General features: G+C 57.8%; 31 protein-coding genes. 18 read left to right on the plus strand and 13 right to left on the minus strand.

The window, feature by feature from the left end:
• Positions 1 to 99: 99 nt before the first annotated feature.
• The 3 genes from FJD34_RS21055 to chrA all read left to right on the plus strand — a co-directional run bounded on the left by FJD34_RS21055 (position 100) and on the right by chrA (position 3,670).
• A complete protein-coding gene (locus FJD34_RS21055) occupies positions 100 to 1,491 on the plus strand; it encodes an aldehyde dehydrogenase family protein (RefSeq protein WP_090290749.1) in 1,392 nt (463 codons plus the stop codon).
• A gap of 77 nt (positions 1,492 to 1,568) precedes the next feature.
• The gene (locus tag FJD34_RS28725) at positions 1,569 to 2,432 is read left to right on the plus strand and encodes a GGDEF domain-containing protein (RefSeq protein ID WP_090290748.1); all 864 of its coding nucleotides are present in this window, start codon (positions 1,569 to 1,571) and stop codon (positions 2,430 to 2,432) included.
• 41 nt (positions 2,433 to 2,473) lie between these two features.
• Positions 2,474 to 3,670: a chromate efflux transporter gene (gene chrA / locus FJD34_RS21065; protein WP_090290747.1), complete on the plus strand. Its 1,197-nt coding sequence runs from the start codon at positions 2,474 to 2,476 to the stop codon at positions 3,668 to 3,670.
• Between the two features lie 84 nt (positions 3,671 to 3,754).
• On the opposite strand, the gene FJD34_RS21070 is transcribed toward chrA, so the two are convergent.
• From FJD34_RS21070 to FJD34_RS21080, 3 genes are all read right to left on the minus strand, one after another.
• A complete protein-coding gene (locus FJD34_RS21070; protein ID WP_032859424.1) occupies positions 3,755 to 3,988 on the minus strand; it encodes a hypothetical protein in 234 nt (77 codons plus the stop codon).
• 204 nt (positions 3,989 to 4,192) lie between these two features.
• Entirely contained in the window at positions 4,193 to 4,762 is a 570-nt protein-coding gene (locus FJD34_RS21075) for a DJ-1/PfpI family protein (protein WP_032859423.1), read from the minus strand.
• Between the two features lie 188 nt (positions 4,763 to 4,950).
• Positions 4,951 to 5,361: an ASCH domain-containing protein gene (locus FJD34_RS21080; protein WP_090290746.1), complete on the minus strand. Its 411-nt coding sequence runs from the start codon at positions 5,359 to 5,361 to the stop codon at positions 4,951 to 4,953.
• Between the two features lie 424 nt (positions 5,362 to 5,785).
• Between FJD34_RS21080 and FJD34_RS21085 the strand changes: the two genes are divergently transcribed.
• Both FJD34_RS21085 and FJD34_RS21090 read left to right on the plus strand, forming a co-directional pair.
• Positions 5,786 to 7,249, plus strand: coding sequence for a DUF1254 domain-containing protein (locus tag FJD34_RS21085; RefSeq protein ID WP_090290745.1), 1,464 nt, complete (start codon positions 5,786 to 5,788; stop codon positions 7,247 to 7,249).
• Positions 7,250 to 7,268: 19 nt separating this feature from the next.
• Positions 7,269 to 8,759, plus strand: coding sequence for a DUF1254 domain-containing protein (locus tag FJD34_RS21090; RefSeq protein ID WP_032859420.1), 1,491 nt, complete (start codon positions 7,269 to 7,271; stop codon positions 8,757 to 8,759).
• 114 nt (positions 8,760 to 8,873) lie between these two features.
• On the opposite strand, the gene FJD34_RS21095 is transcribed toward FJD34_RS21090, so the two are convergent.
• Positions 8,874 to 9,764: a LysR substrate-binding domain-containing protein gene (locus FJD34_RS21095; RefSeq protein ID WP_090290744.1), complete on the minus strand. Its 891-nt coding sequence runs from the start codon at positions 9,762 to 9,764 to the stop codon at positions 8,874 to 8,876.
• A gap of 115 nt (positions 9,765 to 9,879) precedes the next feature.
• Here FJD34_RS21095 and FJD34_RS21100 point away from each other — a divergent pair, with 115 nt between their 5' ends.
• Together FJD34_RS21100 and FJD34_RS21105 are read left to right on the plus strand one after the other, a co-directional pair.
• Complete coding sequence (locus FJD34_RS21100; protein WP_032859416.1) at positions 9,880 to 10,320, plus strand: PACE efflux transporter; 441 nt, start codon at positions 9,880 to 9,882, stop codon at positions 10,318 to 10,320.
• A gap of 50 nt (positions 10,321 to 10,370) precedes the next feature.
• Complete coding sequence (locus FJD34_RS21105; RefSeq protein WP_032859415.1) at positions 10,371 to 10,901, plus strand: hypothetical protein; 531 nt, start codon at positions 10,371 to 10,373, stop codon at positions 10,899 to 10,901.
• 74 nt (positions 10,902 to 10,975) lie between these two features.
• On the opposite strand, the gene FJD34_RS21110 is transcribed toward FJD34_RS21105, so the two are convergent.
• The 3 genes from FJD34_RS21110 to FJD34_RS21120 are packed head-to-tail and all read right to left on the minus strand — an operon-like array spanning position 10,976 to position 13,320.
• Positions 10,976 to 11,455, minus strand: coding sequence for a YbaK/prolyl-tRNA synthetase associated domain-containing protein (locus FJD34_RS21110; RefSeq protein ID WP_016964635.1), 480 nt, complete (start codon positions 11,453 to 11,455; stop codon positions 10,976 to 10,978).
• A gap of 16 nt (positions 11,456 to 11,471) precedes the next feature.
• Positions 11,472 to 12,230, minus strand: a complete 759-nt coding sequence (locus FJD34_RS21115; protein WP_032859412.1) for a sulfite exporter TauE/SafE family protein — start codon at positions 12,228 to 12,230, stop codon at positions 11,472 to 11,474.
• Between the two features lie 4 nt (positions 12,231 to 12,234).
• The gene (locus FJD34_RS21120) at positions 12,235 to 13,320 is read right to left on the minus strand and encodes a TauD/TfdA family dioxygenase (RefSeq protein ID WP_032859410.1); all 1,086 of its coding nucleotides are present in this window, start codon (positions 13,318 to 13,320) and stop codon (positions 12,235 to 12,237) included.
• Between the two features lie 109 nt (positions 13,321 to 13,429).
• Here FJD34_RS21120 and FJD34_RS21125 point away from each other — a divergent pair, with 109 nt between their 5' ends.
• On the plus strand, positions 13,430 to 14,362 hold the full coding sequence (locus FJD34_RS21125; protein ID WP_090290743.1) for a LysR family transcriptional regulator: 933 nt from the start codon (positions 13,430 to 13,432) through the stop codon (positions 14,360 to 14,362).
• A gap of 188 nt (positions 14,363 to 14,550) precedes the next feature.
• A complete protein-coding gene (locus FJD34_RS21130) occupies positions 14,551 to 15,345 on the plus strand; it encodes an aminoglycoside phosphotransferase family protein (RefSeq protein ID WP_032859407.1) in 795 nt (264 codons plus the stop codon).
• Positions 15,346 to 15,585: 240 nt separating this feature from the next.
• Here FJD34_RS21130 and FJD34_RS21135 read toward each other — a convergent pair whose 3' ends face one another.
• Together FJD34_RS21135 and FJD34_RS21140 are read right to left on the minus strand one after the other, a co-directional pair.
• A complete protein-coding gene (locus FJD34_RS21135; protein WP_090290742.1) occupies positions 15,586 to 16,578 on the minus strand; it encodes a transposase in 993 nt (330 codons plus the stop codon).
• A gap of 87 nt (positions 16,579 to 16,665) precedes the next feature.
• On the minus strand, positions 16,666 to 17,076 hold the full coding sequence (locus FJD34_RS21140; RefSeq protein ID WP_032859404.1) for a VOC family protein: 411 nt from the start codon (positions 17,074 to 17,076) through the stop codon (positions 16,666 to 16,668).
• Between the two features lie 226 nt (positions 17,077 to 17,302).
• Here FJD34_RS21140 and FJD34_RS21145 point away from each other — a divergent pair, with 226 nt between their 5' ends.
• The gene (locus FJD34_RS21145; RefSeq protein WP_090290741.1) at positions 17,303 to 18,445 is read left to right on the plus strand and encodes a pentapeptide repeat-containing protein; all 1,143 of its coding nucleotides are present in this window, start codon (positions 17,303 to 17,305) and stop codon (positions 18,443 to 18,445) included.
• 93 nt (positions 18,446 to 18,538) lie between these two features.
• On the opposite strand, the gene FJD34_RS21150 is transcribed toward FJD34_RS21145, so the two are convergent.
• On the minus strand, positions 18,539 to 19,114 hold the full coding sequence (locus FJD34_RS21150; protein ID WP_090290740.1) for a TetR/AcrR family transcriptional regulator: 576 nt from the start codon (positions 19,112 to 19,114) through the stop codon (positions 18,539 to 18,541).
• Between the two features lie 145 nt (positions 19,115 to 19,259).
• Here FJD34_RS21150 and FJD34_RS21155 point away from each other — a divergent pair, with 145 nt between their 5' ends.
• The 4 genes from FJD34_RS21155 (at position 19,260) to FJD34_RS21170 (ending at position 23,213) form a co-directional block, all read left to right on the plus strand.
• Positions 19,260 to 20,360, plus strand: coding sequence for an alkene reductase (locus FJD34_RS21155; protein ID WP_090290739.1), 1,101 nt, complete (start codon positions 19,260 to 19,262; stop codon positions 20,358 to 20,360).
• Positions 20,361 to 20,432: 72 nt separating this feature from the next.
• Complete coding sequence (locus FJD34_RS21160; RefSeq protein WP_032859399.1) at positions 20,433 to 21,221, plus strand: SDR family NAD(P)-dependent oxidoreductase; 789 nt, start codon at positions 20,433 to 20,435, stop codon at positions 21,219 to 21,221.
• Between the two features lie 47 nt (positions 21,222 to 21,268).
• A complete protein-coding gene (locus tag FJD34_RS21165; protein ID WP_090290738.1) occupies positions 21,269 to 22,138 on the plus strand; it encodes an alpha/beta fold hydrolase in 870 nt (289 codons plus the stop codon).
• 76 nt (positions 22,139 to 22,214) lie between these two features.
• Positions 22,215 to 23,213, plus strand: a complete 999-nt coding sequence (locus FJD34_RS21170; protein WP_032859397.1) for an NADP-dependent oxidoreductase — start codon at positions 22,215 to 22,217, stop codon at positions 23,211 to 23,213.
• A 151-nt stretch (positions 23,214 to 23,364) separates the two neighbouring features.
• Here FJD34_RS21170 and FJD34_RS21175 read toward each other — a convergent pair whose 3' ends face one another.
• The 3 genes from FJD34_RS21175 to FJD34_RS21185 are packed head-to-tail and all read right to left on the minus strand — an operon-like array spanning position 23,365 to position 24,125.
• Positions 23,365 to 23,598, minus strand: coding sequence for a hypothetical protein (locus FJD34_RS21175; protein ID WP_032859396.1), 234 nt, complete (start codon positions 23,596 to 23,598; stop codon positions 23,365 to 23,367).
• A 10-nt stretch (positions 23,599 to 23,608) separates the two neighbouring features.
• Positions 23,609 to 23,869 carry a Rho-binding antiterminator gene (locus FJD34_RS21180; protein WP_032859395.1) on the minus strand — a complete coding sequence of 87 codons (261 nt, stop codon included), beginning with the start codon at positions 23,867 to 23,869 and terminating at the stop codon, positions 23,609 to 23,611.
• A 25-nt stretch (positions 23,870 to 23,894) separates the two neighbouring features.
• Positions 23,895 to 24,125, minus strand: a complete 231-nt coding sequence (locus tag FJD34_RS21185) for a thioredoxin (RefSeq protein ID WP_032859394.1) — start codon at positions 24,123 to 24,125, stop codon at positions 23,895 to 23,897.
• 115 nt (positions 24,126 to 24,240) lie between these two features.
• Here FJD34_RS21185 and FJD34_RS21190 point away from each other — a divergent pair, with 115 nt between their 5' ends.
• From FJD34_RS21190 to FJD34_RS21205, 4 genes are all read left to right on the plus strand, one after another.
• Entirely contained in the window at positions 24,241 to 24,810 is a 570-nt protein-coding gene (locus FJD34_RS21190) for a MarR family winged helix-turn-helix transcriptional regulator (protein WP_032859393.1), read from the plus strand.
• Positions 24,807 to 25,493 carry an MOSC domain-containing protein gene (locus FJD34_RS21195; protein ID WP_032859391.1) on the plus strand — a complete coding sequence of 229 codons (687 nt, stop codon included), beginning with the start codon at positions 24,807 to 24,809 and terminating at the stop codon, positions 25,491 to 25,493. The genes FJD34_RS21190 and FJD34_RS21195 overlap by 4 nt, the downstream gene beginning before the upstream one ends.
• A gap of 55 nt (positions 25,494 to 25,548) precedes the next feature.
• A complete protein-coding gene (locus FJD34_RS21200; RefSeq protein WP_065942521.1) occupies positions 25,549 to 25,716 on the plus strand; it encodes a DUF2986 domain-containing protein in 168 nt (55 codons plus the stop codon).
• Between the two features lie 69 nt (positions 25,717 to 25,785).
• Positions 25,786 to 26,412: a glutathione S-transferase family protein gene (locus tag FJD34_RS21205; protein WP_090290737.1), complete on the plus strand. Its 627-nt coding sequence runs from the start codon at positions 25,786 to 25,788 to the stop codon at positions 26,410 to 26,412.
• Positions 26,413 to 26,416: the final 4 nt, after the last annotated feature.

The following is a 26,416-nucleotide window of genomic DNA, read 5'->3' on the forward strand; positions in this document are numbered from 1 at the left end:
TCTCCAAACGTGAACGTATTGCTTAATATTATTCAGTTCCCGGAAAAGGTACAGCGCCGTACGCTGGGCACCTTCCCAAATACTGCGCAGGACGGTGCCATGAACGCCATTACTCATCAGACCCATGCCTTGTCGATCAACCCCGCCACTGGCGAAACCGTGGCCAGCTACCCGTACCAATCCGCCGCACAACTGGACGCCGCCCTCACCCGCGCCAGCAGCGCCTTTCGCAGCGGCCGCAACACCCCCGTGGCACAACGCGCCGAACTACTCCCGGCCCTGGCCAGCGCCCTGCGCGAACAAGCCGAAACGATGGCGCAAATGATCACCCTGGAAATGGGCAAGCCCATCGCCCAGGCCCGTGGCGAAATCGAAAAATGCGCCTTGCTGGCCGAGTGGTACGCCGCCCACGGCCCGGCCATGCTCACCCCGGAACCGACGCTGGTAGACAACGGCCACGCCCAGATCGAATACCGTCCACTGGGCCCGATCCTCGCCGTGATGCCGTGGAACTTCCCGGTCTGGCAAGTGCTGCGCGGCGCCGTACCGACCATGCTCAGCGGCAACACCTACGTACTCAAACACGCGCCCAATGTGATGGGCAGTGCGTACCTGATGAAACAGGCCTTCGACAAAGCCGGTTTCGCCGAGGGCCTGTTCGAAGTGATCAACGTGACCGCCGACGGCGTATCCCAAGCCATCGCTGACCCACGCATCGCCGCCGTGACCCTCACCGGCAGCGTGCGCGCCGGCATCGCCATCGGCTCCCAGGCCGGCGCCGCGCTGAAAAAGTGTGTGCTCGAACTGGGCGGCTCCGACCCGTTCATCGTGCTCAACGACGCCGACCTCGATGCCGCCGTGCAAGCTGCCGTGATCGGACGCTTCCAGAACTCCGGCCAGGTCTGCGCCGCCGCCAAGCGCCTGATCATCGAGCAAGGCGTGGTCGAAGCCTTCACCGCCAAGTTCCTCGACGCCAGCCGTCAACTGGTGATGGGCGACCCGACCTCAAGCGACACGTACATCGGCCCCATGGCCCGTTTCGACTTGCGCGACGAGCTGCACGGCCAGGTCCGGGCGACCCTCGACGAAGGCGCCACCCTGCTGCTCGGCGGCCACCCCATCGAAGGCGCGGGCAACTACTACGCACCCACCGTCCTGGCCAACGTCACCGACCAGATGACCTCGTTCAAACAGGAACTGTTCGGCCCCGTGGCCTCGATCATCACCGCGCGCGACGCCGAACACGCCGTGGCCCTGGCCAACGACAGCGAATTCGGCCTCACCGCCAGCCTCTTCACCGCCGACCCGCAAAAGGCACGCCGCATCGCCAACCAACTGGAAACCGGCGGCATCTTTATCAACGCCTACAGCGTGTCCGACCCTCGGGTGGCGTTTGGCGGGGTGAAAAAGAGTGGGTTTGGCCGTGAGTTGTCGCACTTCGGCGTGCGAGAGTTCTGCAACGCGCAAACGGTATGGGTCGATCGCACGTAATCCGACGAGATTCCTCGCCGTCCCCCAGCGTGATCGGGATATGATCAGGGCGTTTTTGACCCGGACCGCCCTGACCTATGCACGTCGACCTACAAGCGCTGTATCCCAAACTGATCCACCTGATGCTGGACACGGTTTTCGTGGTCGACCGGGACAACCAGATTGCATTTGTCAGTGATGCCTGCGAGACGCTGCTCGGTTATCGACCCGAAGAGCTGACCGGAACCCTGATCACCGACTACATGCACCCTGAAGACCTGGCGGCCACCCGGGCCTCGATTATCCGGGTGATGAACGGCCAGCCCCATGTGGACTTTCGCAACCGCTACATCCGCAAGGATGGTGGGGTGGTGCATATCCTGTGGGCAGCTTTCTGGTCCGAGGACGTCGGCGCGCGGATCGGCGTGGCACGGGACATAACGGCCCTCACCCAGGCCGAGACAGAACTGCGCTTCCTCGCCCATCACGACCCGCTGACCGCCCTGACCAACCGCTCGCTGTTCAGCGATCGCCTGGACTCGGCCCTGCATCGGGCACGCCGCCACAGCAGCAGCCTGGCGTTGCTGTTCCTCGACCTCAACGACTTCAAAGGTATCAACGACGGTTACGGGCATGCCGCCGGCGACCGCGTACTGTGTGAAATTGCCCGGCGCCTGGAAGGTTGCGTGCGCGAAACCGACACCGTCGCGCGCATGGGTGGTGATGAATTTACCGTGCTGCTGACAGACCTGCAGTCAGAAGACGCCGTGACCGAAAAAGTGCAACAGATCCTTGCTGTCATGGCCGCCCCCCTGGGTGCTGAATTTGGCGGGGTAACCATGCCGTCATGCAGCATCGGCGTAGCGTTGTACCCCGCCGATGGCGAAGACGCCGACACCCTGCTCAGCCATGCCGATGGTGATATGTACCGGGTGAAAAAACTGCACCGTGCGGCGGGGTGAGGTAAAAGCCCCGATCTCATCCGCCCCAGAGAACTCTACTCGTGGCCAATTCCCCCACTGATCACCGCAGCAGCACCTGGTCGGTTTTCCTGATCTTCCTGCGCCTGGGCCTGACCTCCTTCGGCGGCCCCGTCGCGCACCTGGGTTATTTTCGCGACGAATTCGTCACCCGGCGCCGCTGGCTGACCGAGCGCAGTTACGCAGACCTAGTCGCCCTCTGCCAGTTCCTCCCCGGCCCGGCCAGCAGCCAGGTCGGCATCGCTCTGGGCCTGGCACGCGCGGGCTACGGCGGCGCAGTCGCGGCCTGGGTCGGTTTTACCTTGCCGTCGGCCTTGCTCCTGAGCCTGTTTGCCCTGGGCCTTACCCAGCACGGCTCGGCCATCCCGGCCGGCGCGCTGCACGGTCTCAAGGTGGTGGCCGTGGCCGTGGTCGCCCAGGCGGTGTGGGGCATGGCGCGCAACCTGTGCCGCAGCGCGGGCCGCATCAGCCTGATGCTACTGGCGACCGCCGCCGCCCTGCTGCTTCCATTTACCTGGGCCCAGGTGGCCATCATTGCCAGCGCCGGCGTAGTTGGCCTGCTGCTCTTCAAACCTGCATACGGCGGCGCCCACGAACCCCTGCCAATCCCGATCCGCCGTCCCACGGGCGCGATGTGGCTGGCATTGTTCCTGATATTACTGGTGGGCCTGCCGCTCCTCGCCCAAGCACTGCCCAACCTCGCCTTGACCCTGATAGACGCGTTCTACCGCACCGGCTCGCTGGTATTCGGCGGCGGCCACGTAGTACTGCCGCTGCTGCAAGCCGAAGTGGTGCCGCGCCAATGGGTGAGCAACGACCTGTTCCTCGCAGGCTACGGCGCCGCCCAAGCCGTACCCGGCCCGCTGTTCAGCTTCGCCGCCTTCCTCGGCGCCGCCATCAACCCCTGGTGGGGTGGCCTGATCGCGTTGCTGGCAATCTTCGCGCCGTCGTTTTTACTGATATTCGGCGTCTTGCCCTTCTGGGAAAACCTACGCCAAAGCCCCCGCACACAAGCCGCACTGGCCGGTGTGAACGCTGCGGTGGTGGGTTTGTTACTGGCGGCGCTGTACCAGCCGGTGTGGACCAGCGCGATATTCACCGCACAAGACCTGGGCCTGGCGTTAATCGCCCTGATGGCGCTGATGCTCTGGAAACTGCCACCGTGGCTGGTGGTTGTGGGAAGCGGCGGACTGGGGTGGTTATTAAGTCTGACGCTGTGAAAAGCACAGCCACAGCGCCTTGCTGGCCATCCACCCACTGAGCGACACAGCCAAACGCCTCGACCGTGAAACGTCCTGCACCGGCTAGCCCTTCAACTCACCCGCCCGATGACTCGCCGCATCGTCATACGCCACATACAACGACTCGGCAATTTGGCTTTTGATGGCCTTGCTGGACTCCAGCCCCAACACAAAACCCTCAGCCTTACCGCCCGCGCGGTTCAAGTCTTCAAGGGTGCTGGCACCGGTGATCGCGTCCAGCAATTTGGCCGCGTGCGGGCCAACACCCTTGGGCAGGCTGATCTGGTCGATGCTCATTGCGGCACCTCGGATGAAGTGAGGGATGGTGTGTTGCGCGATAGCGTGGTCATTGGCGATACCTTGAGGACTTGGGGCCGATAGCGCGCTTGGCCGCTGCCGGGGTGGCATGGTAGACCGGTATGGGGATGAGGGGGCAGTTTTCGGCCAAGAGTGGCCACTCGAACACATCATCTGGATCGGTTGTTTTGCAAGACGAAGCAGTCACCGATGTTCCGCAGCCAACATTGACCTGAACTGAGAAATGATCTCTGAAGATAGCCCGGCACCTTTGAACACTGCGCAGGTGAAGCTAACAGGTGCAGGGCCCGGAGCCGTTATGATGCCGTCTGCAACCACAGCGACTGGGCTATTTCGATAAAGCGTGCGCCCTTCATAACCTACGGCATTTTGCTTTAAGAAGTCAGCGCTGTTCGAGGTATGAGGCACCGTGTCGAGAAGCCCGGCCCTAGCAAGTGCCAGCGTTCCCCCACAAATACCGGCAAGTGTCGCTCCATTTGCACGACTGGCATGAAGAAAGTCTCGAATATCCGGTGCTTCTGCACTTTCCCAGATCATTCCGCCAATGACGACAACAACGTCCGGTTTCCAGTCCAAACATTGTTGCAAACTGCAATCAACCGTTACAGCCAATCCACCCTGCGAGCAGAACTGCCCCGTAGTAGAAGCGAAAAACCTGACATCGATCCCGTAAAACGGGGACGCAGTTCCGGCAATGAACGCATATTCCCAGTCCGCAAAACCGGGGGTCAGTATCAATCCCACACGTGCCATCAGTCAGACTCCTCCATGAATGCCAATAACGTTTGGCGGCAACAAACATACATCAAGGGTTGCTTTGGGTCGATTGAAGCACCTTGCGACAGGCAGCGATCGGCCAAAAACGAACATTACCACTAGATAAAGACAAGCTACTCCAAACACTTACATGCTAAAAACAGTTAGTTTGAGAACCTTGTCTTTTACAATACTTCCATCAACTCAAATTCTTCTGCCACAAGCTCCATAGACTCGTCAAACGAGCCCTCCCTTTGGAAAAAATTTTTATGACCCTGCATCCAGTACCTAAGACTGAGATCCCCTTCGCCTTCCTTCCTTGCAAGATCTTGATCTACGTCGCAGTAACGAATGATACGCATCGAAATAACTCTAATGACACATACAGGCTCTCCCCTGCTGTTGAGAATGATGCTGTAACCGCCAATAGTTGGTGGTTCTTCTTCACGCTTGAATGACGAGAGCGAGCTACACCCGGCTGTTTTTATTCCGTTAACAACAAGCTCAGCCAGCTCATCGGCCATTTCTGGAGTATCCCCAAATTGCCATGCAATAGCTCCGGGATACTTAACCTTTAAACTATCAACTACATTCACAACCTCCCCCCCTTTAAATCATATTATTGGCGCCCACTAAATCGTCATGATAAAGGCTTCTGCGAAACTCAGTTGCTAGAATTTTTTATTCTAATCCAACCTCGCTTCTTCGGACCAGATACTGCAAGCGACCTCATCGGCGTGCCAAAAAACCTTGAGCGGATGATTAGTTCGGTACCATCAATCAAGTTCGACCGCCGCCTGCAGCGGACCGACCAACGGGCTGTTCGTTATGAATGAGTGAACGCCCCCCGGCTTCGTAAAATTTTCGAATGCTTGCCTCTGGCCGATTGAAGCCCGCCACAAAAGGCAGAAACCGGCCAAAAGCTGACGTTCAAGCCGATCAAGCGTCACCCCACCAAACTTGAGCTATCTTTCCTGCGACTCACCAGCAAAAGGTGATCCCGCAAGTAAGGATGCTTTTATGAATCAATCGCCCCATCGCCTGAACCTGTTCGCACTGACGCTGCTCGGTGCACTGGCAACCACATCCCTGCTGGTGCCACCCAGCTACGCTGGCGAAGCTTCCGTTGCCGGGCCTGTCGCCGGCACCAAGGTCACCGAACCCTATGTGCGCATGATGGCGCGTGAAGCGTATTTCTGGGGTTGGCCGATGGCCAATATTTTCAACCGTCGCCAGGCCTTCAAAGACCTGCCCGAACCGGGCTTGATGGGTGGCATCGTTCCGGTCGCGCCGATCAATCGACTGTCGATGCTCAGTGATTACATTGATCCGGCGGAACGGCTGGTCGCATGCCCGAATCAGGATGTGGTGTACGGCGCGGGCAGCATCGCGCTGGATCTGGAACCGGTCGTGCTGCAAGTGCCGGACTTCGGCAGCCGTTTTTGGGTGTATCAGGTGGTGGATCTACGCTCCGATAGCTTTGCCGAACTCGGCAAGATGTACGGCAGCAAACCCGGCTTCTATCTGCTGGTTGGCCCTGACTGGAATGGCAAGGTGCCTGCGGGCATCACCAAAGTCTTTCGGGCACGTACCAGCACCGGCTTCGTGATTCCCCGAGTGTTCCAGGACGATACCGCAGCCGACCGCACAGCCATTCAAGCGTCGCTGTCGGGCGTGGATATGTACCCGTTGTCGCAATACGACGGCAAGGTCAAACACCGGGACTGGGCGAAACTGCCAAAATTCCCGGCGCAGGCGGCGGGCAGCGGCGAAACCAAATGGGTGATGCCGGAGAAATTCTTCGACGAGTTGCCGGCGCTACTCAAGGACGCCAAACCGTTGCCGGGCGAAGAAGCCCGCTACGCGCAGATGGCCACCCTCGCGGCCATCGCCAAGGCTGATCCGCAACTGAAAGCGGCGATGATCGATGAAGCGAAAAAAGCCGACAGCGAAGTGATCGATCCGCTGTTGCAGTTCCGCAACTATGGCCTACAACTGCCGGATCACTGGAGCACCATCAGCAACGGTGCAGCGTTTGGCACCGACTACTTCAGCCGTACCGCCGTGGCGCGCTCGAATATTTTCGTCAACCAACAGAAAGAGACCAAATACTTCTATCAGGACTTGGACAAGTCCGGTACGCGTCTCAATGGGCTGAACAGCTACTCCGTGACCTTTGCCAAGGGGCAACTGCCGCCGGTTAAAGGCTTCTGGTCGCTGACCCTGTACAACGAGCAGCACTTCTTTTCCCCGAATGACCTTAAGCGCTATTCGATCGGCACCAAGAACAAATCACTGCAGGCCAATGCCGATGGTTCGTTGACGATTTACGTGCAGAGCGAATCACCGGGCAAGGACAAGGAAAGCAATTGGCTGCCGACGCCCCAAGGTGCTGATTTCTCGCTGTACATCCGCGCCTACTGGCCTGAACCGGCCGCGCTGAATGGCCAGTGGGTGCCCCCAGCCGTACTGAAAACCAATTGACCAGAACAGGACGTTCGCGATGAGCACATTTGCAAAATCACTGACTGCAACGGGCCTGGCCATCTCGATCAGCCTCAGCGCCCAGGCGGCCACGCACTATGAACAGTTGGCCGATCTGCCTTTTGCCGGCGGCTATCCAACACTGGAGGGCGTGGCGCAACTGCAAAACGAATTGCTTTTCCAGCGTGCCGTGCAGTCGTACATCTGGGCACTGCCGGCGTTGAACATGTACGCCATGAAAGAAGGTTCGGAAAAAGCCTTCGGTGCCGGCTACAACGTGCTGCCGATCTGGAAGGACCGCCTCAACGCCAAGACCCGCGTCACCACGCCCAATTCCGACGTGATCTATGCCATGGGCTATCTGGATCTCAAGCAGGACGGCCCGATGGTGATCGAAGTCCCGCCAGGCTTGCAGGGCATTCTCGATGACTTCTTCCAACGGCCGATCTGCTCCGAGGGCCAGATCGAAGGTCGCCAATGGTGTGGTGATGTCGGGCTGCCGGGACCGGACAAAGGCAAGGGTGCCAAGTATCTGGTGCTGCCACCGGACTACAAGGGCGAGGTACCGCCGGGCTACCTGACTTACCGCTCGCGCACTTACGGTGTGTTCGTGTTCTGGCGCGGATTCTTCAAGGACCCGAAACAACTGGAGGCACCGGTCGCAGTCATGGAGCAGACGCGCATCTATCCACTGGGCAAACAGGCCACGGCCAAAGCGATGGAATTCCCCAACGCCTCGAAAACTCCAGTCAACATGCTCTACCCCTCCGACGGCAGTGCGTTCGACATGCTGTCGCGGTTCATCGATCACGAATACGTTGACCCGCAAGACATGGAAATGCGCGGCATGCTCGCCGCTCTGGGTATCGTTAAAGGCAAACCGTTCAAACCGGAGCCAGCCACCCGCGACCTGCTCGACAAGGCAGCGAAAACCGCCAGCAAGATCGGCCATGCCATTTCCTACACGCCGCAAACCATTGTCGCCAATGGCACCTGGTATCCGGATCGCAAGTGGTTGAACGTATTCCCCGGCAATGCGACGTTCACCGCCGACACCTTCAATTACATCGACCCGCGCACCGGTTTTTTCACCAATGCCTACTCGGCCAGCCCGGGCATGGCGGTGAACATGGAAAACGTCGGTGCCAAGTACCCGGCCACCTTCGTCGATGCCAAAGGCCAATTCCTGTCCGGCAGCAACAGCTACTCGCTGAACCTGCCCAAAGGCATTCCGGCGGCATTGTTCTGGTCGGTGACGGCGTATGACTCGATCACTGCATCAGGCCTGGATAACGGCCAGCCGTTCCCGTCGCTGAACACCATGGACAAGCCCGTCACCAACGCCGACGGCTCGATCGATGTGCATTTCGGCCCGAACTCACCGGGCGCCGGCAAAAACTGGATCAAAACCCTGCCGGGCGAAGGCTACTTCGTGATTCTGCGGTTATATGGCCCGACCAAGGCGTTCTTCGACAAGGCATGGAAACCGGGGGATTTGATCAAGCAATGATCTGAACTGCGTCTGAACGACATGAGTGCATGAATGCATTCATGTCTTCGGCGTTCTTGACCGACAGCTTTGGGTCGATTACTGCCTGTCGCAAGAAGCAGCAAACAAGTATCGTCACCCATCCTGTAGAGCGGCACCTGCCAGCCACATCAGGAACGCACTCACATGCACCTGCCGCTCCCGTCCTGGCACGCACACCGCAACGTAACGCGGACCAGGCAGGCTTACTTCTGGTCTATAGGCCACTAATTCTCCATCCCTGAGGCTGTCGGCTACCAGTACATTGCTTGCCAGCACCAGCCCATGACCCGCAATCGCAGCGCTCAAAGCAAAATGCTCATCGTCGAACTCACGCATCTGCGCCGTTTCGAGCCAGGTCTGGCATTCTGCGGCCGCGCACCAGCTTTCCCAGTTGATTGAAAATGCTCCCGGGATTTTCCAGTGCAGGTTGATCAGTTCGATCTGATTTACATTCAGCGAGGCCACCAGACCTGGGGCGCCGTAAGCCGAGAATTGCTCGTTCATTAGCGCCTGACAGAACAACTTCGGGTCATCGCGGCTGACCGAGCGAATAGCAAGATCGATGCTGGAATCACGCAGCAGATCGACTAGTTCGTTACGGGTATCGACCCGCACATTGACGTGTGGAAAGCTCCGATAGAAACCACCCAGCCGTGGAATCAGCCAGGCTGCCGCCAAGCCCGGCGTAGTGGAAATGGTCAGGGTTTGGGGAACAGTGTCCGGATAGAAAGCCTCCAGGCTGCGGCGAATGTCTAATAAGGCGCGATGAGTCTGGCGATAGAGCAACTCGCCCTCTTCGGTCAATGCCACACCTTGTCCAGTCCGCTTGAACAGCATCGCTCCGAGGCGGGCTTCCAGCGCCTTGACCTGGTGGGAAATGGCCGCGGGGGTGACAGATAGCTCCTCAGCTGCCGCTTTAAAACTACCCAGTCGCGCAGCCGACTCGAAGGTGCGCAGCGCGTTAAGCGCAAGAGTGGAAAACACGCATCGTTCCCTAGATGAATTGAATTGATGAGCATTCAATTTATCTCATTTTTCTTGGTGTGTACGCAGCGATACCGTCGCAGGTATTCGATCTACCCACCCTTGGGAAAACACCATGCAAGGACCTTCGCGAAAAATTCTTCAAGCCATCCTCTATGAATCAATCGCTGTTGCGGTGCTATCGCCCAGTATCTCGTTGATATACGACGAAGGCCTGGCCCATGCGGGTGCGCTGTCGTTGATGTTATCTGTATGCGCGCTGCTGTGGAACGTGCTGTTTAACTACGCTTTTGAATGCTGGGAAGCGCATCAGCCACAGCGTACTCGCACGTTGGGCAGACGTTTACTCCACTCACTGGGTTTTGAGGGCGGGCTAGTTCTACTCTTGGTACCACTGGTGGCATGGTGGCTGGAGATTTCTTGGTGGGCTGCACTGGTCACCGATCTGGGGCTGTTCGTTTTCTTCTTCTTTTACGCGCTGGCGTTTCAGTGGGTCTTCGATAAAGTGTTTGATGTACCAAAGTCCGCGCAGGGGGAAGTTTCGGTTAACCCATAATCCGCGCGCAATCCCGATTAGCCAACCTGTGACAGCACTAGGATTTGTGCATGAAAAATGCCAGCAAAGCGATTGAGAGCTACATCTTCGGCAAGGACGGAAATCGGCCTGACCTGTTGCAACATGCTTTCAGCCCAGACGCAACGCTTAACGTGCTAGTGCAGACAAACACCATCCTGTTTCCTCCCAACGTCCAAGGGCGCGAAGCTATTGCTGAAGTACTCGTACGCAGCTTTAGCCTGCAATATGAGAACGTTTATACATTCTGCTTCGGTGCCCCTCCAGAGCCCGAGGCAAATGTTCATAAGTGCAAATGGCTGGTTGGCATGTCAACAAAAGCGACTGGAGAGTTGCGTGTAGGCTGCGGGGAATATCATTGGGTCTTTTCACCGCAAAGCGGCCTGGCCATTCAACTGTCCATTACTATCGAACACATGTTGGAGTGCCCTTCCCAGCATATGCGCAAGATAATGGATTGGCTTCAAGGTCGCAGCTATCCATGGTGTGAATCGACCGACATGCTTGATTCGGCACCGCCGCTCACTTGCCTCCAGCCGGTTCTTGTCTACGTTGCTGCATGACCCCTATCGATGTAAACGGATGCGTTTGGCCGATTGCGGACCTCAGGACTAGACACGTATGTGAAAACCTCTGCTCAGGCCTGGCTGATATCCAGCAATCGAGGCATGGCAATCGCCAGGTAATCCTGCGTATCGAGCACCATCGACGCATCCAGTCGCCCCGCGTTGAAGGCTATTTCAGCGTAGCCCGTGGTCAAGGCCGGATCGACGATCAATTGAATCCGCTCATCGAAAACAAAAGGAGGGATGGCGCCGATCCGGCACCCGGTCAGTTCCATGGCGGTTTCGGCCTTCACCAGCTCGGCTTTTTTCCCGCCCAGGGCTGCTCCGACTTTCTTCATGTCCAGCTTCTGGTCGCCCGGCAGTATCACCAGTGCATAGGGTCCGGCCTGCCCCTTGAGGGAGCAAAGCATGGCCTTCGCGCCTTGGCCGGGCTCGGTGCCACGGATTTCGGCGACGCGCGCCGACTGGCCCTCGGCATCGTGCATCAACACCCGGTAGGAGGCTGAGCGGGCATCGAGTAGTGCCACGAGGCGATCGAACATGGGATGCATGTAGTTTTCCTCAGGTTTACAGGAGCAGGTCGTAGGACAGTTTGCTGATCAGAATCACCAGTAACACCAGGAATAGAGCCCGGACAAAAGGCACGCCTTTGTGAACCGCCAGCCAGGTGCCAGTGAGCGCGCCCAGGATGTTGAATGCCGCCATGGGGATTGCGATCAGGTAGAGCACGTTACCCGTCGGAATGAAGAACATCAGTGCCGCGACGTTGGTCGCGATGTTCACGAGTTTGGCCGATGCCGAGGCATGAAGAAAGTCGAAGGCGAAGCAGCGGATAAACAGGAAGATCAGGAAGCTGCCAGTGCCGGGACCGAACAGACCATCGTAGAAACCGATGGCACCGCCGATGACGATCGCCAGCAGTTTTTCCTTGGTACCGATGCGCATGGGTTTGTGCAGGGCGCCGAAATCCTTTTTCCAGAAGGTGTAGATCGCCATCAGTACAATCAACACCAGCACCGCCGGCCGGATCATCGACTGGGGTACGAACGACACCGTGGCGGCGCCGAAGAAAGCCATGACAAAAGCCGCGCAGGCGGCAGGGATCACAAGCCCCCAGTCGATCACCACCTTGCGCACGAAGGACCGGGCCGCGAATGCGGTGCCGCAGGCGGCCGCGACCTTATTGGTACCCAGCAGCGCCGCCGGTTGAGCGCTGGGTAGCACGTTGAATAGCGCGGGAATCTGGATCAGTCCGCCGCCGCCCACCGCCGCATCGATCAGGCCGGCGGCGAAGGCGAACACGCAAAGGATGACAATATCGACCATGAAATCAGGCTCTGACTATGTAGGGTTGATGAGGGTCCAGCGGCACCACGCGTGCCGGATCATTGACCCCGAAGACACGCAACATCCAGCGATCACGGCCGTCGTAGCGGGGTGTAAAACCATCCCGGGCATGCAGGGTTTGCTGGTTCTTGAAGATCAGCATGTCCCCTGGCTGCAGCAGTATGTGGTGCACGACATCGGGATGATTGGCGACGGCGGCGAACAGTTGGAGGGCAAACCGCGCATTGGCCGAGGTCGCTTCGACACTCGCTTTGTTGTAGCGGCAATACAGGCCATCGGTTGCGCTTCTGTACAGCAAGGGGACATTTTCCAGCACATTCCCCTGTTTGCCGAAGGAGGCCGGTCGGCGAACGGTGAAGTTCGGTCGTGACAATTCTTCTTCGACGTAGGCCGGCAGAATGGCCAGCACCTCGTCAATGGCGACGATGCGCGTCGGCACGTCGAGCTCGCAGCGCAGGCCGGTCAGGGACAGGTACTCCGGACAGGCCGACAACTGCGAGACGGGTTCGCAGGTCAAAGGCAGGTGAGGATTGTCGACATGCATGTCCAGATCCGCGCGCGAGCCATAGGAGCTCTTTTCGGTCTCTCGCTTGTGCTTGGGCGATACGTGACGGAACACTGTGTCGCTGCTTTCACCCTCGTACGCCAGCGGACGGGTTTGCAGAGTTTGCAGCACGGACAAAATAGCCCCGGCCAGAATCGACAAGTTCTCGATACCCGGCTCCAGGTCATAGGGCGTGGCCGGCAGTTGCGGGTCCAGCGGCAGCCCCCTGACGATCATCGCCACTTCAGGGGCCTGTGGAAAATTGCGTAGCTGCTGGATTTTCTCGGTGCACAGGGCACTTTCCAGCAACAGCCCCAGGGCCGGCATGTGGCGGATACCCGAGGCGCTATCGGTCACGTCCAGCGATGCCAGACCGGCCTGAAGTGTGCGTTGTTCTTCGAGCGACAGATGAATTTGCGGTATCTCCCGTCGGGTCGAAGTCACTGATTTTTTTTCCAGCCATTCATGAACTACTTCATCAACACCCGTTGCGGCTTTCCCGATTACTTCATCCAGTTTCGACACGTCCTTGCGCTCCTGTTTGCCCCATCCTTGTGGGTTGAACGGGAAGGTTAACGGAAGGGCCGTTTTTGTGTTGCAATGCCGCGTTGTGAAAAATGCAATGAGGTGGAGAATGGCATTGAATATGTTGGGGGAGCTTGAAGCCTTCGCGACCGTGGCTCGCAAGCGCAGCTTCGTCGTCGCGGCACGGACTCTGGGGCGCTCCCCCAGTGCGCTGACCCGTGCCGTTCAAGCCCTGGAGGAAAGTGTGGGGCTCAAGTTATTCAATCGCTCGTCCAATGCCGTGAGCTTGACCGAAGCGGGTGAATGCTTATTGCCCCACGCGTACAAAATGCTCGAACTGCAACGCGAGGTGGATGAAGACCTGGCCGGTCTCAGCGGCCTGGCCTCCGGCTGGATCCGTTTTTCCGCCCCCGAGTTTCTCGGACACGGGGTATTGCCCCGGTTGATCGCGCAATACTGCGAGCGTTATCCAGACGTTAACATCGATGTGATCTTCACCGATGAGATCATCGACCCGGCCAAGAGCAAGCTGGACTTCTCGATTCGCGGCGCGTTTCCACAATCCAGCGACTTGATCGGCTTTGCGCTCTGGAGTTACTCACGTTATCTGTATGCCAGCCCCGGCTACCTGGAGCGCAACGGCATGCCCGACTCCATCGAGGCACTGGAGGCACATTCGCTGATCCTGCATACGGCGCCGCGGATTCTCAAGGAGTGGAATTTTCGCAGTGAGGAGCAGGCCATCAGCTTTCGGGTTCACCCAAAATTCCGTTTCAGCTCCGGTCTGGCGGTATTCCAGGCAGCCCTGGCGGGCGTCGGGATCGCCCGCTTGGCGGATTGGATGGCGGAGCCCGAAGTGGAAGCGGGCCGCCTGTTCCGGGTTTGTCCTGAGTACAAGCTCACCTCCAGTAGCGGTGAAAGCCCACAGATGCACGCGGTGTACCCGGCCGGAAATTTGCCGCTGCGGGTGAAGGCATTGATGGAGATGATCCGTGGCTTAGGTGAAAGCCTGGAATGTAAACGCGGCTCAGCACTAATATGAGGTTACGGGTCGTTCCGCCCTGTCCGCTCACTTGGCAATTGATCAGACGCTAATACGCGCAAACCCACCCTCGGCTACCGCAGGCGAGCATCGGCAAGATGCTCCGCCGAGGATAAAGCCGACATTCAGTCTTATGCCTCAAGCCTTCATAATGATTGCTCCAGACAAAGCGAAAAGTTGATGCCTTTATGTTTGATCAATATTTGAAACGATGGGAGCTGACCATCGACGGTGATGCTTTCACCTCGCTGAATGGCAATCTACTTCCTGTTCGCTACCACGGCACGCCAGCCATGCTCAAAATCTCGCAAGAGCCAGAAGAGCAAGCGGGCAATCGGCTCATGGCTTGGTGGGACGGTCAGGGAGCAGCGCCCGTGTTGGCGCAGGATGGCGAAGCCTTGCTGATGGAACGCGCGAGCGGCGCGCGCTCACTCATGCACATGGTGAACGGCGGCCAGGATGATGAGGCTACTCGCATTCTTTGTGCTGTGGCCGGCCGCCTTCACACGCCACGTACAAAACCGGCTCCTGCTTTAGTTCCACTGCTGCAACGGTTCGAAGCCCTATGGGGCGCAGCGGCAACCCACCGAGGAGTCTTTGAGCAATCTGCAAAAACCGCTCGCGAACTCCTGGATGCCCCGCGCGACGTCGGGGTACTGCATGGTGACATCCACCACGCCAATGTATTGGACTTCGGCCCTAAGGGCTGGCTCGCTATCGACCCTAAGGGACTGTACGGTGAGCGCGGTTTTGATTTCGCGAATATTTTCTGCAATCCCGATAGCCAAAGCGCTTTGGCGCCGGGTTGCTTCGCGCGTCGGATCGAAATCGTGAGACAGGCCGGCGACATTGATCACCGCAGGTTATTGCAATGGGTGCTCGCGTGGACCGGCTTGTCAGCAGCCTGGATGCTCGAAGACGACATTGACCCGACTACCCCGCTTGAGGTGGCGAAGCTTGCAACGTTGGCGCTTGGTTTGTGAGTTTTACGGTAGGGGCCTGTCAGAGTAATTTTCTGTCCGTTTTGGGTGAGTGCAGTTGTTTGATGCCGGCTGCCTCTGGCCGATTGTGTTGAAAAAGTCGGATTTTCAGTTCGCCTGAACTCAGGCACGGCTACCACCGGAGAACCTACTCACCACATTGAGTGGTTTCTCGGCCCTTCGTTGACCTTTGCTGCTCTGTTATTGGGTTGGTTTGAGGTTTTTTGCTTGGTGCAGGCGCACCTATCCCGTGACCGGTGGCCCTTGAGATGTAAATTTGGCCAGCCGTCGCAGGTTCTGCACCGCGGCGGCCAGCGTGAACTCATCGGTCGCGCCACTCATGCCACGTAGTCGTAAGCGACCCAATTTCAGGATGCGCTTGAGGTGGGCAAACAACATTTCGACCTTCTTACGTTCGTGGCGAGAGCGCACGTACTCCGGCGTCGCGGCGATGCGCCGAGCCACATCCCGAGCGGCTTCATGGACGCTGCGAGCGATCTTGCGAAACGTAGTGTTCGGGCAGCACTTGGCTTTCATCGGGCAGTTCGCGCAGTCGGTTTGCCGGGAGCGGAAGATGATGGTGTTGGCTTTGGTGACGTGCGAACGCTCGTTCTTGAAGGCTCGCCATTCGCTGCGTAATACGTTGCCGGCTGGGCAGCGGTATTCCTCGGCCTCTTCATCGAGTGCCTCAAGATACTCACGCACGGCGCGGGTGCTCAGGGCCGGATCGCTCCAGTTGACCGGCTCATCACCCGGTACACCGCGCTGCCAGCTGGCATCCGCCTTGATGATGCTGGCGTCCACGGCAAAGCCTTCGCCCTTGACCAGGCCGGCGCCCATGCAACGACGCAGCACTTCATTGAACAGCCAGCGAAACAGATCGCTGTCCCGAAAACGTCCGTGTCTATTTTTGGAAAAGGTCGAGTGATTGGGGACTTCATCTTCAAGGCTCAACCGGCAGAACCAGCGATACGCCAGGTTCAAATGGGCCTCTTCGCACAGCCGACGCTCTGAGCGAATGCCGTAGCAATAGCCCACAATCAGCATGCGGATCATCAGTTCGGGATCAATCGACGGACGCCCAATCGGGCTGTAAAAATCGGCGAGGTAATGGCGCAAGTCGCTCAGATCGAGACACCGATCAATGCTACGCAGAAGGTGATTGGCGGGGATGTGATCTTCAAGGTTGAACGAGTAAAACAGTCGATCCTGCCCACTCGATAACTGTCCCATCATGCTGCGTACGCTCCCGCTGGCCGATGTGTATATTTTGCCGCAAGCCCGGTAGGAGAGCTACTTGCTCAATAAATCGATCAAAAACTGTCAGTCAAAGAACTCCATACCTGCGTATGGATGGCGCCGACATTGCTCAAGCCGCGAAGCCAGACTGCCGACATGCACTTCCAGTCGGTGCCCGTCGGGGTCTGAGAAATAAAACGAGTCACCCTCGCTCGAATTGGTTTTCCACTCGATAACGTTCCGTAACCGCAAGCAAACAGTTACTCCTTCAAAATCGTCCTGCCCCACCGAAAACGCATAGTGAGTGTAATCAGGGTGTTTTTTCGATGCACAGTTCTCATCGAAAGACAAACAAAGCCAGAGATCGCCAAGGGTAAGATAGGCCCCCGTTTCCCAGCGAGCAGCCAGCCTAAAACCGAGTAGCCCCACATAAAATTCGATACTGCGAGGAAGGTTCGCAGTCGCCAACGTAAGGTGATTCAAGCCAGTCAACATGAGCACCTATCCAAAACAAGTCGATGAGAGGGGGTGAGCATACCAACGTCGACTTTTTCAACACAATCGACCCGCTGCGGTCATTCGAGGAGGGTTGCGAACGATCAGTGTGAGACGCGAGCATGCTCCATGCCTAAGATGAACCTCAATTTGACGTATGTTCTGGATTTGCGCCATCATCATGACATCAGTAACTGCAAGTTAACGCAGAAGCCATAAATAGACTATGAATAAGACTTTCAACCCAGAACAATATAAATTAATAATAGAGTGCTCCAAAAAAGAAGACTTTTCAGAATGGAACGATTATGCATCTAAAACCAAAGAAACTATCGATTTGCGAGAGTCGAATCTTGAAGGCATAAAAATTATTGGCGCCACCTTCATAAATGCCGATGGCAAAGGCGCAACTTTTTGTGACGCCAACCTAAAGGGTGCAACGTTAGAAGGTGTCAATATGTCCGATTGCATTTTCTTGAATGCCGAAATGACCGGTATCAATGCGACTGGATCTATATTTAAAGGATCTATTTTTGACCGCGCGCAACTGGCCAATACTTCCTTCGAAATTTGCAATTTCGATGAAGCAAGCTTTCAAGGAAGCCGTTTAATTTTAGCCAACTTCTCCAACTCTAGATTTCAAGATTGTAGCTTCTATGCGGCAGACCTCTCGGATGCACAATTCCAAGGCGGTGGAAGAAATCCACTTCTAGAGGGGGAGTTGAGATTCAATCTGTGCGGGACAAATTTTTCCAATGCAAAATTTACAACTGGAACTTATTTTCATCTTGCAAATGTTTCAAATAAAACAGACTTTAGAACAGTAAGTTTTGAAAGCGCCTGTTACTCTGCTGGCCTTCGTCAAACGCTTCAGTACTGTAACCGTAGGCATAACTGGGCTGCCTGGTATGAGAAAAACGGAAAAATAAAAAGCCTCCTAGTTAAATTGTTCTGGATGGCATCGGATTATGGTAGATCTCCACGACAGGTATTAATGTCATTCCTGATCGTGTGCTTGTTCTATGCACTCATTTACTGGCTAATACCTGCATCAACATCGGGGGATGCGGGAAACGATTTAACTCTAGTTCAGAGCTTGTATTTCTCTGTCGTCACCATGACCACTCTTGGCTACGGAGATATTGCTGCCAACAAATCAAACTGGCTATCTCAGGCGCTAGTAATAACTCACGTTTTGTTCGGTTATGTCATATTAGGGGCGTTGCTCACGGTATTGTCTAATCTATTCACATCTGACGGTCCTTCAGAGGGGCTGATAAAGCATCCAAAGAGAGCAGAGGTCCAATTTGCTTTCCATGCTTCTAATGCTGATAAAACTCCGGCAGTGGATGAGACTACTTCGGTTTAGATGTATTGGGCGGCAGCTATCGGCCAAAGACGAAATGAAGCCAGTCAGCACACCTTGTGCTGACAACCCTCTATTTCCTTTTACGAAACGAACCTACGGCTGAATCGATAATGATGCGGTCATTTGCGCGTGACACTCCACCAGAATTTCATCGGCCAGCGCCGAGTCGTCAGGGCAGGCGCGCGATAGCATGATCGCGCCGACCGCGCGCGCCAGTAGGTCGATCATTTTCACCCTCGCCTCACCCGGCGCAGTATCCGGCCCGGTCGGGTATTTTTCGCCGAGTGTTTGCAACGTGCGCTCGATGCCTTCAGCGAATGCCGATTTCAAATCGCCCGACTGACGCGCCGCGTCACCGCACAACGCCGCCATGGTGCAACCCGTGGAGCGACCGTCGCGATGATCCCTGGACACGTACACATCAATGAAATCCTTCACGCTCATTGCTTGGGCGCAGGCCAATGACTGCGCAAGACTGTTGGCCGAGGCTTCGGCCATCAGGTCAGCCTTCGAACCGAAATGTTTGTAGAAACCGCCATGGGTGAACCCGGCGGTGGCCATCAGGTCGGCCACGCCGACACCATCAAAACCGCGCTCGCGAAACACAACTGAGGCCGTTTCGACGATGTGCTCCCGATTTGCCTGGGCCTGAGCCTTGGACACTCGCATGTTCGATACCCCTCTACCGCTGCAATTCATCGGCCGATCATACATAGATGTTGATCATAATCAAAGTTGTTGACAGTTTAGATTTCGATCATCATCCTAAATACCAGCGATATGCCCACTTACTCCCGGCACGGAATAAACACCCATGAGCGACCTGAATCTGTTTACCTCTTACACACTTGGCGCCCTGCCGCTGTCAAACCGCGCGGTTCTCGCGCCATTGACGCGCAATCGCGCAGGCACAGGCTTTGTGCCCAGTGAATTTGCTGCTGCCTATTACAGCCAGCGGGCCAGTGCGGGTTTGCTCATTTCCGAAGCCTCGCAAATCTCGCAGCAGGGACAGGGTTATCAGGACACCCCAGGCATTTACACAGCGGCTCAAATAGAAGGATGGCGCAAGGTCACCGATGCCGTGCACGCCAAGGGCGGGAAAATTTTCCTACAGCTGTGGCATGTGGGCCGTGTTTCTCACGTGGATTTGCAACCGCAGGGCGCGTCGCCGGTAGCCCCTTCCGCGCTTCGTCCCGCGACCAAGGTGTTCGTCAACAATCGCTTCAAGGACGCTTCCGAGCCGCGAGCACTGGACGCTGACGAACTGCCGGGCATCGTCAACGATTTCCGCCAAGCGGCAGCAAACGCTATTGCGGCAGGCTTTGACGGCGTGGAAATCCACGGTGCAAACGGCTATTTGCTGGATCAGTTCATCAAGGACGGCGCCAACCTGCGTACGGATGCCTACGGTGGCTCGATCGCAAACCGTGCGCGCCTACTGCTGGAAGTGACGGCCGCCGTGACCGCCGAGATTGGTGCTGATCGCACGGGCATTCGTCTTTCGCCTGTCTCGCCGGCCAATGGTGTATCGAGCAGTGATCCACAGGCTCAGTTCGATTACATCGTCGACCAACTCAATGCTCTGGACATCGTTTATCTGCACGTTGTCGAAGGTGCGACCGGTGGGCCACGCGACGTGGCGCCCTTTGATTTCGACGCCTTGCGCCAGCGCTTCAAGAACACCTACATCGCCAACAACGGCTATGACCTGGACCTGGCCACGGCACGCCTTGCGCATGACAAAGCCGACCTGATCGCCTTCGGTCGCCCCTTCATTGGCAACCCTGATCTGGTCGAGCGACTCAAGAGCGGTGCGCCACTGTCTGCCTTCGACCCCTCGACACTCTACGGCGGCGGTGCGGCGGGATACATCGACTACCCGACGCTGGCCGAATCAGGGGCTGCCGCCAACTAGGCACTGGCTGATCGAGCCTGGTTTTATTCCTGTATCAACCCCAATCCATGTTCCTGGCAAAGAGCTGACATCATGACTACTCGCCCTATCGTTTTCATCACTGGCGCTTCCACTGGCATCGGCGCAGTTTACGCCGAGCGTTTCGCCCAACGCGGGCACGATCTGGTGTTGGTCGCCCGCGACCACTCGCGCCTGGAAGCGCTCGCGGCGAAGTTGCGTGGCGAACACAACGTCGCCATTGAAGTGCTTCAGGCCGACCTGACTCACCTCAGCGACCTGCACACCGTCGAAACGCGCCTGCGCGATGACGCGCGCATCGGCATCCTCGTCAACAACGCCGGTGCCGCACAGTCCGGCACCTTCATCGAGCAAAGCACCGACAGCGTTGCGCAACTGGTGGCCCTCAACACCACCGCGCTGGTGCGGCTGGCCAGCGCCATCGCGCCACGCCTGGCCAAAGCAGGTGAAGGCGCGATCATCAACATCGGCTCGGTGGTGGGCCTGGCACCTGAGTTCGGCATGACGGTCTATGGTGCGACCAAGGCGTTCGTACTGTTCCTTTCCCAAGGCCTGAGCCTGGAGCTTTCACCTCAGGGTGTTTATGTACAAGCCGTACTACCGGCCGCCACTCGCACGGAGATCTGGGATCGCGCCGGTATCGACATCAATACCTTGAGCGAAATCATGGAAGTGGGTGATCTGGTCGATGCCGCCCTGCTCGGCTTCGACCGTCGCGAACCGGTGACCATTCCTGCGCTGCAAGAAGGCGAGCGCTGGGATGCCCTGCAAACCGCACGTCAGGGGCTTTTGTCGCAAATCAGGCAGTCCGCCGTGGCGCAACGCTATTTGACTCAAGCCTGACTCATGTCGAGCAGGTCAGCCTCACCTCGCAAGCGGACAGAATAAACATGACGTTTATAGCTGCAAGACATCTCCCTGGGCCGCAGCCGTCATTTATCAACGCGGCGAACCAGTCGATTCTGATTGGCGGGATACCGTTCGCCTATCGTGACCTAGGCCCCAGGGAGGGGGTCCCGCTGGTCATGTTCAACCATTGGGGGGCAGTGCTGGATAACTTTGACCCCAGGATCATTGACGGCCTGGCAAAAAACCGGCGCGTCATCATCACCGATTACCGCGGTATCGGTGGCTCGGGTGGCGCCGCGCCGTTGACTGTCGGTGAGATGGCTGACGATGGCATCGGCTTTATTCGTGCGCTGGGTTTGGACAAGGTTGACCTGCTCGGCTTTTCACTCGGAGGCTTCGTCGTTCAAGACATCGCCCTGAAAGCGCCCGAACGCGTTCACCGGCTGATCCTCACCGGCACCGGGCCGGCCGGCGGCGCAGGCATCGACAACGTCGGCTCGGTGACCTGGCCGTTAATGATCAAGGGGCTGCTGACGCTACGCGATCCAAAATTCTATCTATTCTTTACCCGCACGGCCAACGGGCAACGCGCCGCGTCTGAGTATTTGCAACGATTGAAAGAGCGCCGCCAAGACCGGGACAAAGGTCCGACACCCCGTGCGTTTTTACGGCAATTGAAAGCCATTACGGCGTGGGGCAAACAGGCGCCGCAAGCGCTCGGTCGCCTACAGATGCCGACGCTGATCGCCAACGGGGACAACGACATCATGGTGCCTACGGTCAACTCGCTTGAGCTGGCAAAGCGAATCCCCAACGCGCAACTGATCATTTATCAGGACGCCGGGCACGGCAGTATTTTTCAGTACCCTACCGATTTCGTGGCCAAGGCTTTGGCGTTCCTCGGCGCCTGACAGCTTGAATGCCTCATCGCATCAACGTTGCCGGGGCGCGCCCCTTTCTCATTCAACCGACAAGAGCAACTGCAACATGAAGGCATTTTTTATCGACCGCTACGGCAAGCAAAACGGAATGATTGGCGAAGTGCCCGACCCTGCGGTCGGTGTGCATGACGTTCTGGTCCAGGTGCATGCAACGAGCGTCAATCCGTTGGACTCGAAGATCAGAACCGGGGAATTCAAACTGATCCTGCCCTATACCTTTCCATTGGTATTGGGCAATGACCTCGCCGGAGTGGTCGTTAGCACCGGTGCGGCGGTGAAACGATTCAAGCCGGGCGACGAAGTCTATGCACGCCCTCCCGAGGATCGGATCGGGACGTTTGCCGAACTGATCGCCGTGAACGAAAACGCACTCGCGCTCAAACCCTCGAACCTTGACATGGCCCAAGCGGCATCCGTCCCCTTGGCCGCCTTGACGGCCTGGCAGGCGCTGGTTGAGACCGCCCAGGTGAAAAAAGGCCAGAAGGTGTTGATTCATGCCGGATCTGGCGGTGTCGGCACGTTTGCCATCCAGCTCGCCAAACACCTCGGCGCCTTCGTTGCAACGACCACCAGCACGGCGAATGTCGAATGGGTGAAGGCGCTCGGGGCGGATGTGGTCATCGACTACAAGAAGCAAGATTTTACAAGCCAATTACACGACTTCGACGTGGTGTTGAACAGCCTGGGCAACGATGTACTGATGAAATCAGTCGAGGTTCTCAAGCCCGACGGACAGCTCATTTCCCTCTCTGGGCCACCGACAGCAGCGTTCGCAAAGGAGCAAGGCTTGTCCTGGATGCTCAGGCAAGTCATGCGCCTGCTGAGCAGCGGTATTCGTAGAAAAGCCCGCAAGCATGGGGTGAGCTATGCATTTTTGTTTATGCGTGCCGACGGGATACAACTGCAAAAAATCACCTCGCTTATCGAAGCGGGCGTCATCAAACCGGTCATCGATCGTTCCTTCCCCTTTGAATCGACTGCTGAGGCGTTGCGATACGTCGAGCAGGGTAGATCAAAAGGCAAAGTCACCTTAACAATCAAATAAACGCACGCCAAAAAATGTCCGTCGATAACGTACATGCCGTCAAGCATCACATTCCAGCGCCTGAACCAGAGGTCAGCAGTGAACCCGAATGGCGTGCATCGGGCTCAGGCCAATACCGCCGGCCGGATCGATTTGTCCGTGGCCTTGCCACCTAGGGCAAGACGGCCTTCTTGAAGATCGGTTCGCTGTGCAGCACCCGAACCCCTTCCGGGCCGCTTTCAAGCAGCCGGCGCTCGCCATCGGCGACCTGGAACTCAATGTCGTAACCGGCATCCGCCAGGCAGCGTGCGATGTCTTGCACGGCGTCGAGCGCCCAGGGGGTGGCGGATTCGAAATGCCCTGCCAGCCGGTTGTTGCGGCTAACCATCAGTCGGTATCTATTCATCCTGTTCTCTCTATGTCAGCTCGATACGGCCGAAACGGGCATTATCGTCGAGCGGGGTAATGGCCAGCAATTGGTCAAGACGCACCTCGAACTGGCCGCTGTCGCTGCACAGTACGAGAAACTCTTCCTTGCTTGTCGCGGTACGCGTAGTCAGCGCCCTGGCTGCGTAGCTGCGCCCGTCGATCAGTTCAACCTGCAGGCGGTAGCCGTGCAGGCAGGCGATCTCCAGGTAATCGTGCACATCGCAGTTCAGGGGCTGATACGCGTTCATGGTGGTTCTCCTGGCTGGCAGCGCCTTACTTCAGATCGTCAATGGAGGCACCAAAATTCAGGTGTAGCACCTGGCCGTCGTGAACAAACGCCGGGACCGACTTGACCCCGACCAGTTCGGCTTCGGCGATGCGCTGGGGTTGTTCGCCAAGGTGGACGACCTCGACCTTGAGTGCCGGGTCCAGCAGGTTGAGCAGGGTCTGTTCGGCAGAAACACAGACAGAGCAGCCGGCATGGTAGAAGCGTGCAGTGGACATTTTGAGTCTCCTTCATTCAATTAGTATCGAATCGATACCTAAACAAGAATTGCGCGCATCTTGGCGTTTGTCAATATAGTATTTAGTCGATACTATGTGTCGACAGGAGCGACTTATGTCCGACACCACCCTTTTTGATCTGCTTGAAAGGCTCGCCAGCCTCAGCCGCATCTGGTTCCGCCAGCACCCGCTGCTGGCCGAATTGCAACCCATCCAGTTGAGCGCGCTGATGTACCTGGCACGCTGCAACCGCTACTCCAATACGCCGTTGGGCGTGACGGACTACCTGGGCCTGACCAAAGGCACGGTGTCGCAGTCGCTCAAGGCGCTGGAGGCCAAGGGGCTGATCGTCAAGACCCAGGATGCGCACGACAAGCGCAGCGTTCACCTGCAGTTGACGGACACCGCGCGCAGCCTGCTGGACGCGTTGTTGCCACCGCACTTCCTCGCCGCAGGTGAGGCGCGGATGGGCGTGCGCGGCCTGCAACTGGAGACACTGCTGGGCGAGTTGCTGCGCGAAGTGCAGCGCAGCGCGGATGTGCCCAGTTTCGGTCTGTGCAGCACCTGTCGCTTCCATCAGCAGGTTAATAACCAGCCGTTTTGCGGCCTGACCCAGGAGCCCCTGGCGCCGAGCGATGCCGCATTGATCTGTCGTGAACATCAAACACCGGAGGTCCCTGCATGAGCCTGCCCACTATTTGCCTCGACACCCTGCTCACCGGCCGCGCGCAGCCTTTCACCCGCCCAGGCACCCAAAGCGCCATCGACAAACAGCCGCGACACGGCCAACTGAAGGTCGCAACCCTAGGCCTTCACGGCGACGAACAGGGCGACCTGCGCGTGCATGGCGGGGTGGAAAAAGCCATTCACCACTACCCGCTTGAGCACTACGCCCGCTGGGCCGACGAATTGGGCGCTCATCCCTTGCTGATGCAGCCGGGGGCCTTTGGCGAGAACTTCAGTACCACCGGCTGGAGCGAGCATGACGTGTGCCTGGGTGATCGCATTCAGGCCGGGACGGCATTGCTTGAGGTGTCCCAGGGACGCATGCCGTGCTGGAAGCTCAGCGACCGCTTCGCCGTGGCCAACCTGGCCTTGCGCGTGCAGCAGTCGGGGCGCACCGGCTGGTACTACCGGGTGCTGGAGGAAGGCGTGGTGAGCGCGGGCGATCGCCTGCAACTGGTCGAACGGCCCTTTGCCGACTGGTCACTGGCACGCTTGTCCGCCGTGCTGTTCGACAAGCGAGTGGAGACCGAGCTGTTGCGCGAATGCCTGGCGCTGCCGTTGGTGCCATCATGGCGGCGTACGCTGGAACGGCGCCTGGAAAAAGGCATGACCGAGGACTGGGGCCCGCGCCTGCAAGGCTGAGCGCCCCCCTATAGGAGCTGATATCATCCCCGCATCAACGCGCTGAGTAGAAAGCATGAACCGTCGTAAGAAACTCAATCAGATTTTGAAAAAAAACGCCCAAAAGGCCAATGCCAAACTGGCCCCCAAAAGCAAAGACAAGTACATCAGCAAGGCCGATCGTTTGAAGCTGGAAGCACAACCCGCGCCGGACGCAACGATTTCCCCTGACACGCCCAACTGATTCAGGGCACTCTACGCCGGCGCAGCAGTCTGCTATCAGACACCCCACTCTCGCCCGGCGGAGCTTCCCATGATGATTGTTCACCACCTCAACAACTCACGTTCGCAGCGCATCCTCTGGCTGCTCGAAGAACTCGGCCTGCCCTACTCGCTCAAGTGCTACCAGCGCGACCCAAAGACCAACCTCGCACCACCGGAGCTCAAGGCGATCAACGCGCTGGGCAAATCGCCGGTGCTTGAAGATGGGCCGCGCGTGGTAATCGAGTCCGGCGCCATTGTCGACTACCTGATCCGTCGCCACGGCCAGGGCCGCCTGCAACCAGACCCGACCACCGCCGACTACGACACATACGTGCAATGGCTGCACTTCGCCGAAGGCTCGGCGATGCTGCCGCTGATGCTCAACCTGTACGTCGGCCGCCTGGGTGAGGCCGGCGCGCCGTTGCATCCACGGATCGAGTCGGAACTGGCCAACTACCTGGGCTACCTGGATAACGCCCTGGCGCAGTCGCCCTACCTGTTGGGCGATGAGCTGAGCGGCGCAGATATCCAGATGAGCTTTATTGGCGAAATCGCCAAGGCCCAGGGCAAGCTGCAGGCGTATCCGAACCTGGCGGCGTGGGTGCGGCGGTTCCAGGACCGCCCGGCGTATCGCAAGGCGCTGGAACAGGGCGGGGAATATGCGTTTGCCAAGTAAATAG

Origin of the sequence: Pseudomonas brenneri (assembly GCF_007858285.1) — a bacterium.
Taxonomy (GTDB): domain Bacteria; phylum Pseudomonadota; class Gammaproteobacteria; order Pseudomonadales; family Pseudomonadaceae; genus Aquipseudomonas; species Aquipseudomonas brenneri.

Coding starts and splice junctions, on each gene's coding strand:
- FJD34_RS21100 (WP_032859416.1), top strand. CDS start 9,880: ATGCAAGGACCTTCGCGAAAAATTCTTCAAGCCATCCTCTATGAATCA.
- FJD34_RS21105 (WP_032859415.1), top strand. CDS start 10,371: ATGAAAAATGCCAGCAAAGCGATTGAGAGCTACATCTTCGGCAAGGAC.
- FJD34_RS21140 (WP_032859404.1), bottom strand. CDS start 17,076: ATGTTGACTGGCTTGAATCACCTTACGTTGGCGACTGCGAACCTTCCT.
- FJD34_RS21135 (WP_090290742.1), bottom strand. CDS start 16,578: ATGATGGGACAGTTATCGAGTGGGCAGGATCGACTGTTTTACTCGTTC.
- FJD34_RS21175 (WP_032859396.1), bottom strand. CDS start 23,598: ATGAATAGATACCGACTGATGGTTAGCCGCAACAACCGGCTGGCAGGG.
- FJD34_RS21150 (WP_090290740.1), bottom strand. CDS start 19,114: ATGCGAGTGTCCAAGGCTCAGGCCCAGGCAAATCGGGAGCACATCGTC.
- FJD34_RS21180 (WP_032859395.1), bottom strand. CDS start 23,869: ATGAACGCGTATCAGCCCCTGAACTGCGATGTGCACGATTACCTGGAG.
- FJD34_RS21070 (WP_032859424.1), bottom strand. CDS start 3,988: ATGAGCATCGACCAGATCAGCCTGCCCAAGGGTGTTGGCCCGCACGCG.
- FJD34_RS21160 (WP_032859399.1), top strand. CDS start 20,433: ATGACTACTCGCCCTATCGTTTTCATCACTGGCGCTTCCACTGGCATC.
- FJD34_RS21055 (WP_090290749.1), top strand. CDS start 100: ATGAACGCCATTACTCATCAGACCCATGCCTTGTCGATCAACCCCGCC.
- FJD34_RS21190 (WP_032859393.1), top strand. CDS start 24,241: ATGTCCGACACCACCCTTTTTGATCTGCTTGAAAGGCTCGCCAGCCTC.
- FJD34_RS21145 (WP_090290741.1), top strand. CDS start 17,303: ATGAATAAGACTTTCAACCCAGAACAATATAAATTAATAATAGAGTGC.
- FJD34_RS21115 (WP_032859412.1), bottom strand. CDS start 12,230: ATGGTCGATATTGTCATCCTTTGCGTGTTCGCCTTCGCCGCCGGCCTG.
- FJD34_RS21205 (WP_090290737.1), top strand. CDS start 25,786: ATGATGATTGTTCACCACCTCAACAACTCACGTTCGCAGCGCATCCTC.
- FJD34_RS28725 (WP_090290748.1), top strand. CDS start 1,569: ATGCACGTCGACCTACAAGCGCTGTATCCCAAACTGATCCACCTGATG.
- FJD34_RS21200 (WP_065942521.1), top strand. CDS start 25,549: ATGAACCGTCGTAAGAAACTCAATCAGATTTTGAAAAAAAACGCCCAA.
- FJD34_RS21110 (WP_016964635.1), bottom strand. CDS start 11,455: ATGCATCCCATGTTCGATCGCCTCGTGGCACTACTCGATGCCCGCTCA.
- FJD34_RS21155 (WP_090290739.1), top strand. CDS start 19,260: ATGAGCGACCTGAATCTGTTTACCTCTTACACACTTGGCGCCCTGCCG.
- FJD34_RS21085 (WP_090290745.1), top strand. CDS start 5,786: ATGAATCAATCGCCCCATCGCCTGAACCTGTTCGCACTGACGCTGCTC.
- FJD34_RS21075 (WP_032859423.1), bottom strand. CDS start 4,762: ATGGCACGTGTGGGATTGATACTGACCCCCGGTTTTGCGGACTGGGAA.
- FJD34_RS21170 (WP_032859397.1), top strand. CDS start 22,215: ATGAAGGCATTTTTTATCGACCGCTACGGCAAGCAAAACGGAATGATT.
- FJD34_RS21185 (WP_032859394.1), bottom strand. CDS start 24,125: ATGTCCACTGCACGCTTCTACCATGCCGGCTGCTCTGTCTGTGTTTCT.
- FJD34_RS21090 (WP_032859420.1), top strand. CDS start 7,269: ATGAGCACATTTGCAAAATCACTGACTGCAACGGGCCTGGCCATCTCG.
- FJD34_RS21125 (WP_090290743.1), top strand. CDS start 13,430: ATGGCATTGAATATGTTGGGGGAGCTTGAAGCCTTCGCGACCGTGGCT.
- FJD34_RS21165 (WP_090290738.1), top strand. CDS start 21,269: ATGACGTTTATAGCTGCAAGACATCTCCCTGGGCCGCAGCCGTCATTT.
- FJD34_RS21195 (WP_032859391.1), top strand. CDS start 24,807: ATGAGCCTGCCCACTATTTGCCTCGACACCCTGCTCACCGGCCGCGCG.
- FJD34_RS21130 (WP_032859407.1), top strand. CDS start 14,551: ATGTTTGATCAATATTTGAAACGATGGGAGCTGACCATCGACGGTGAT.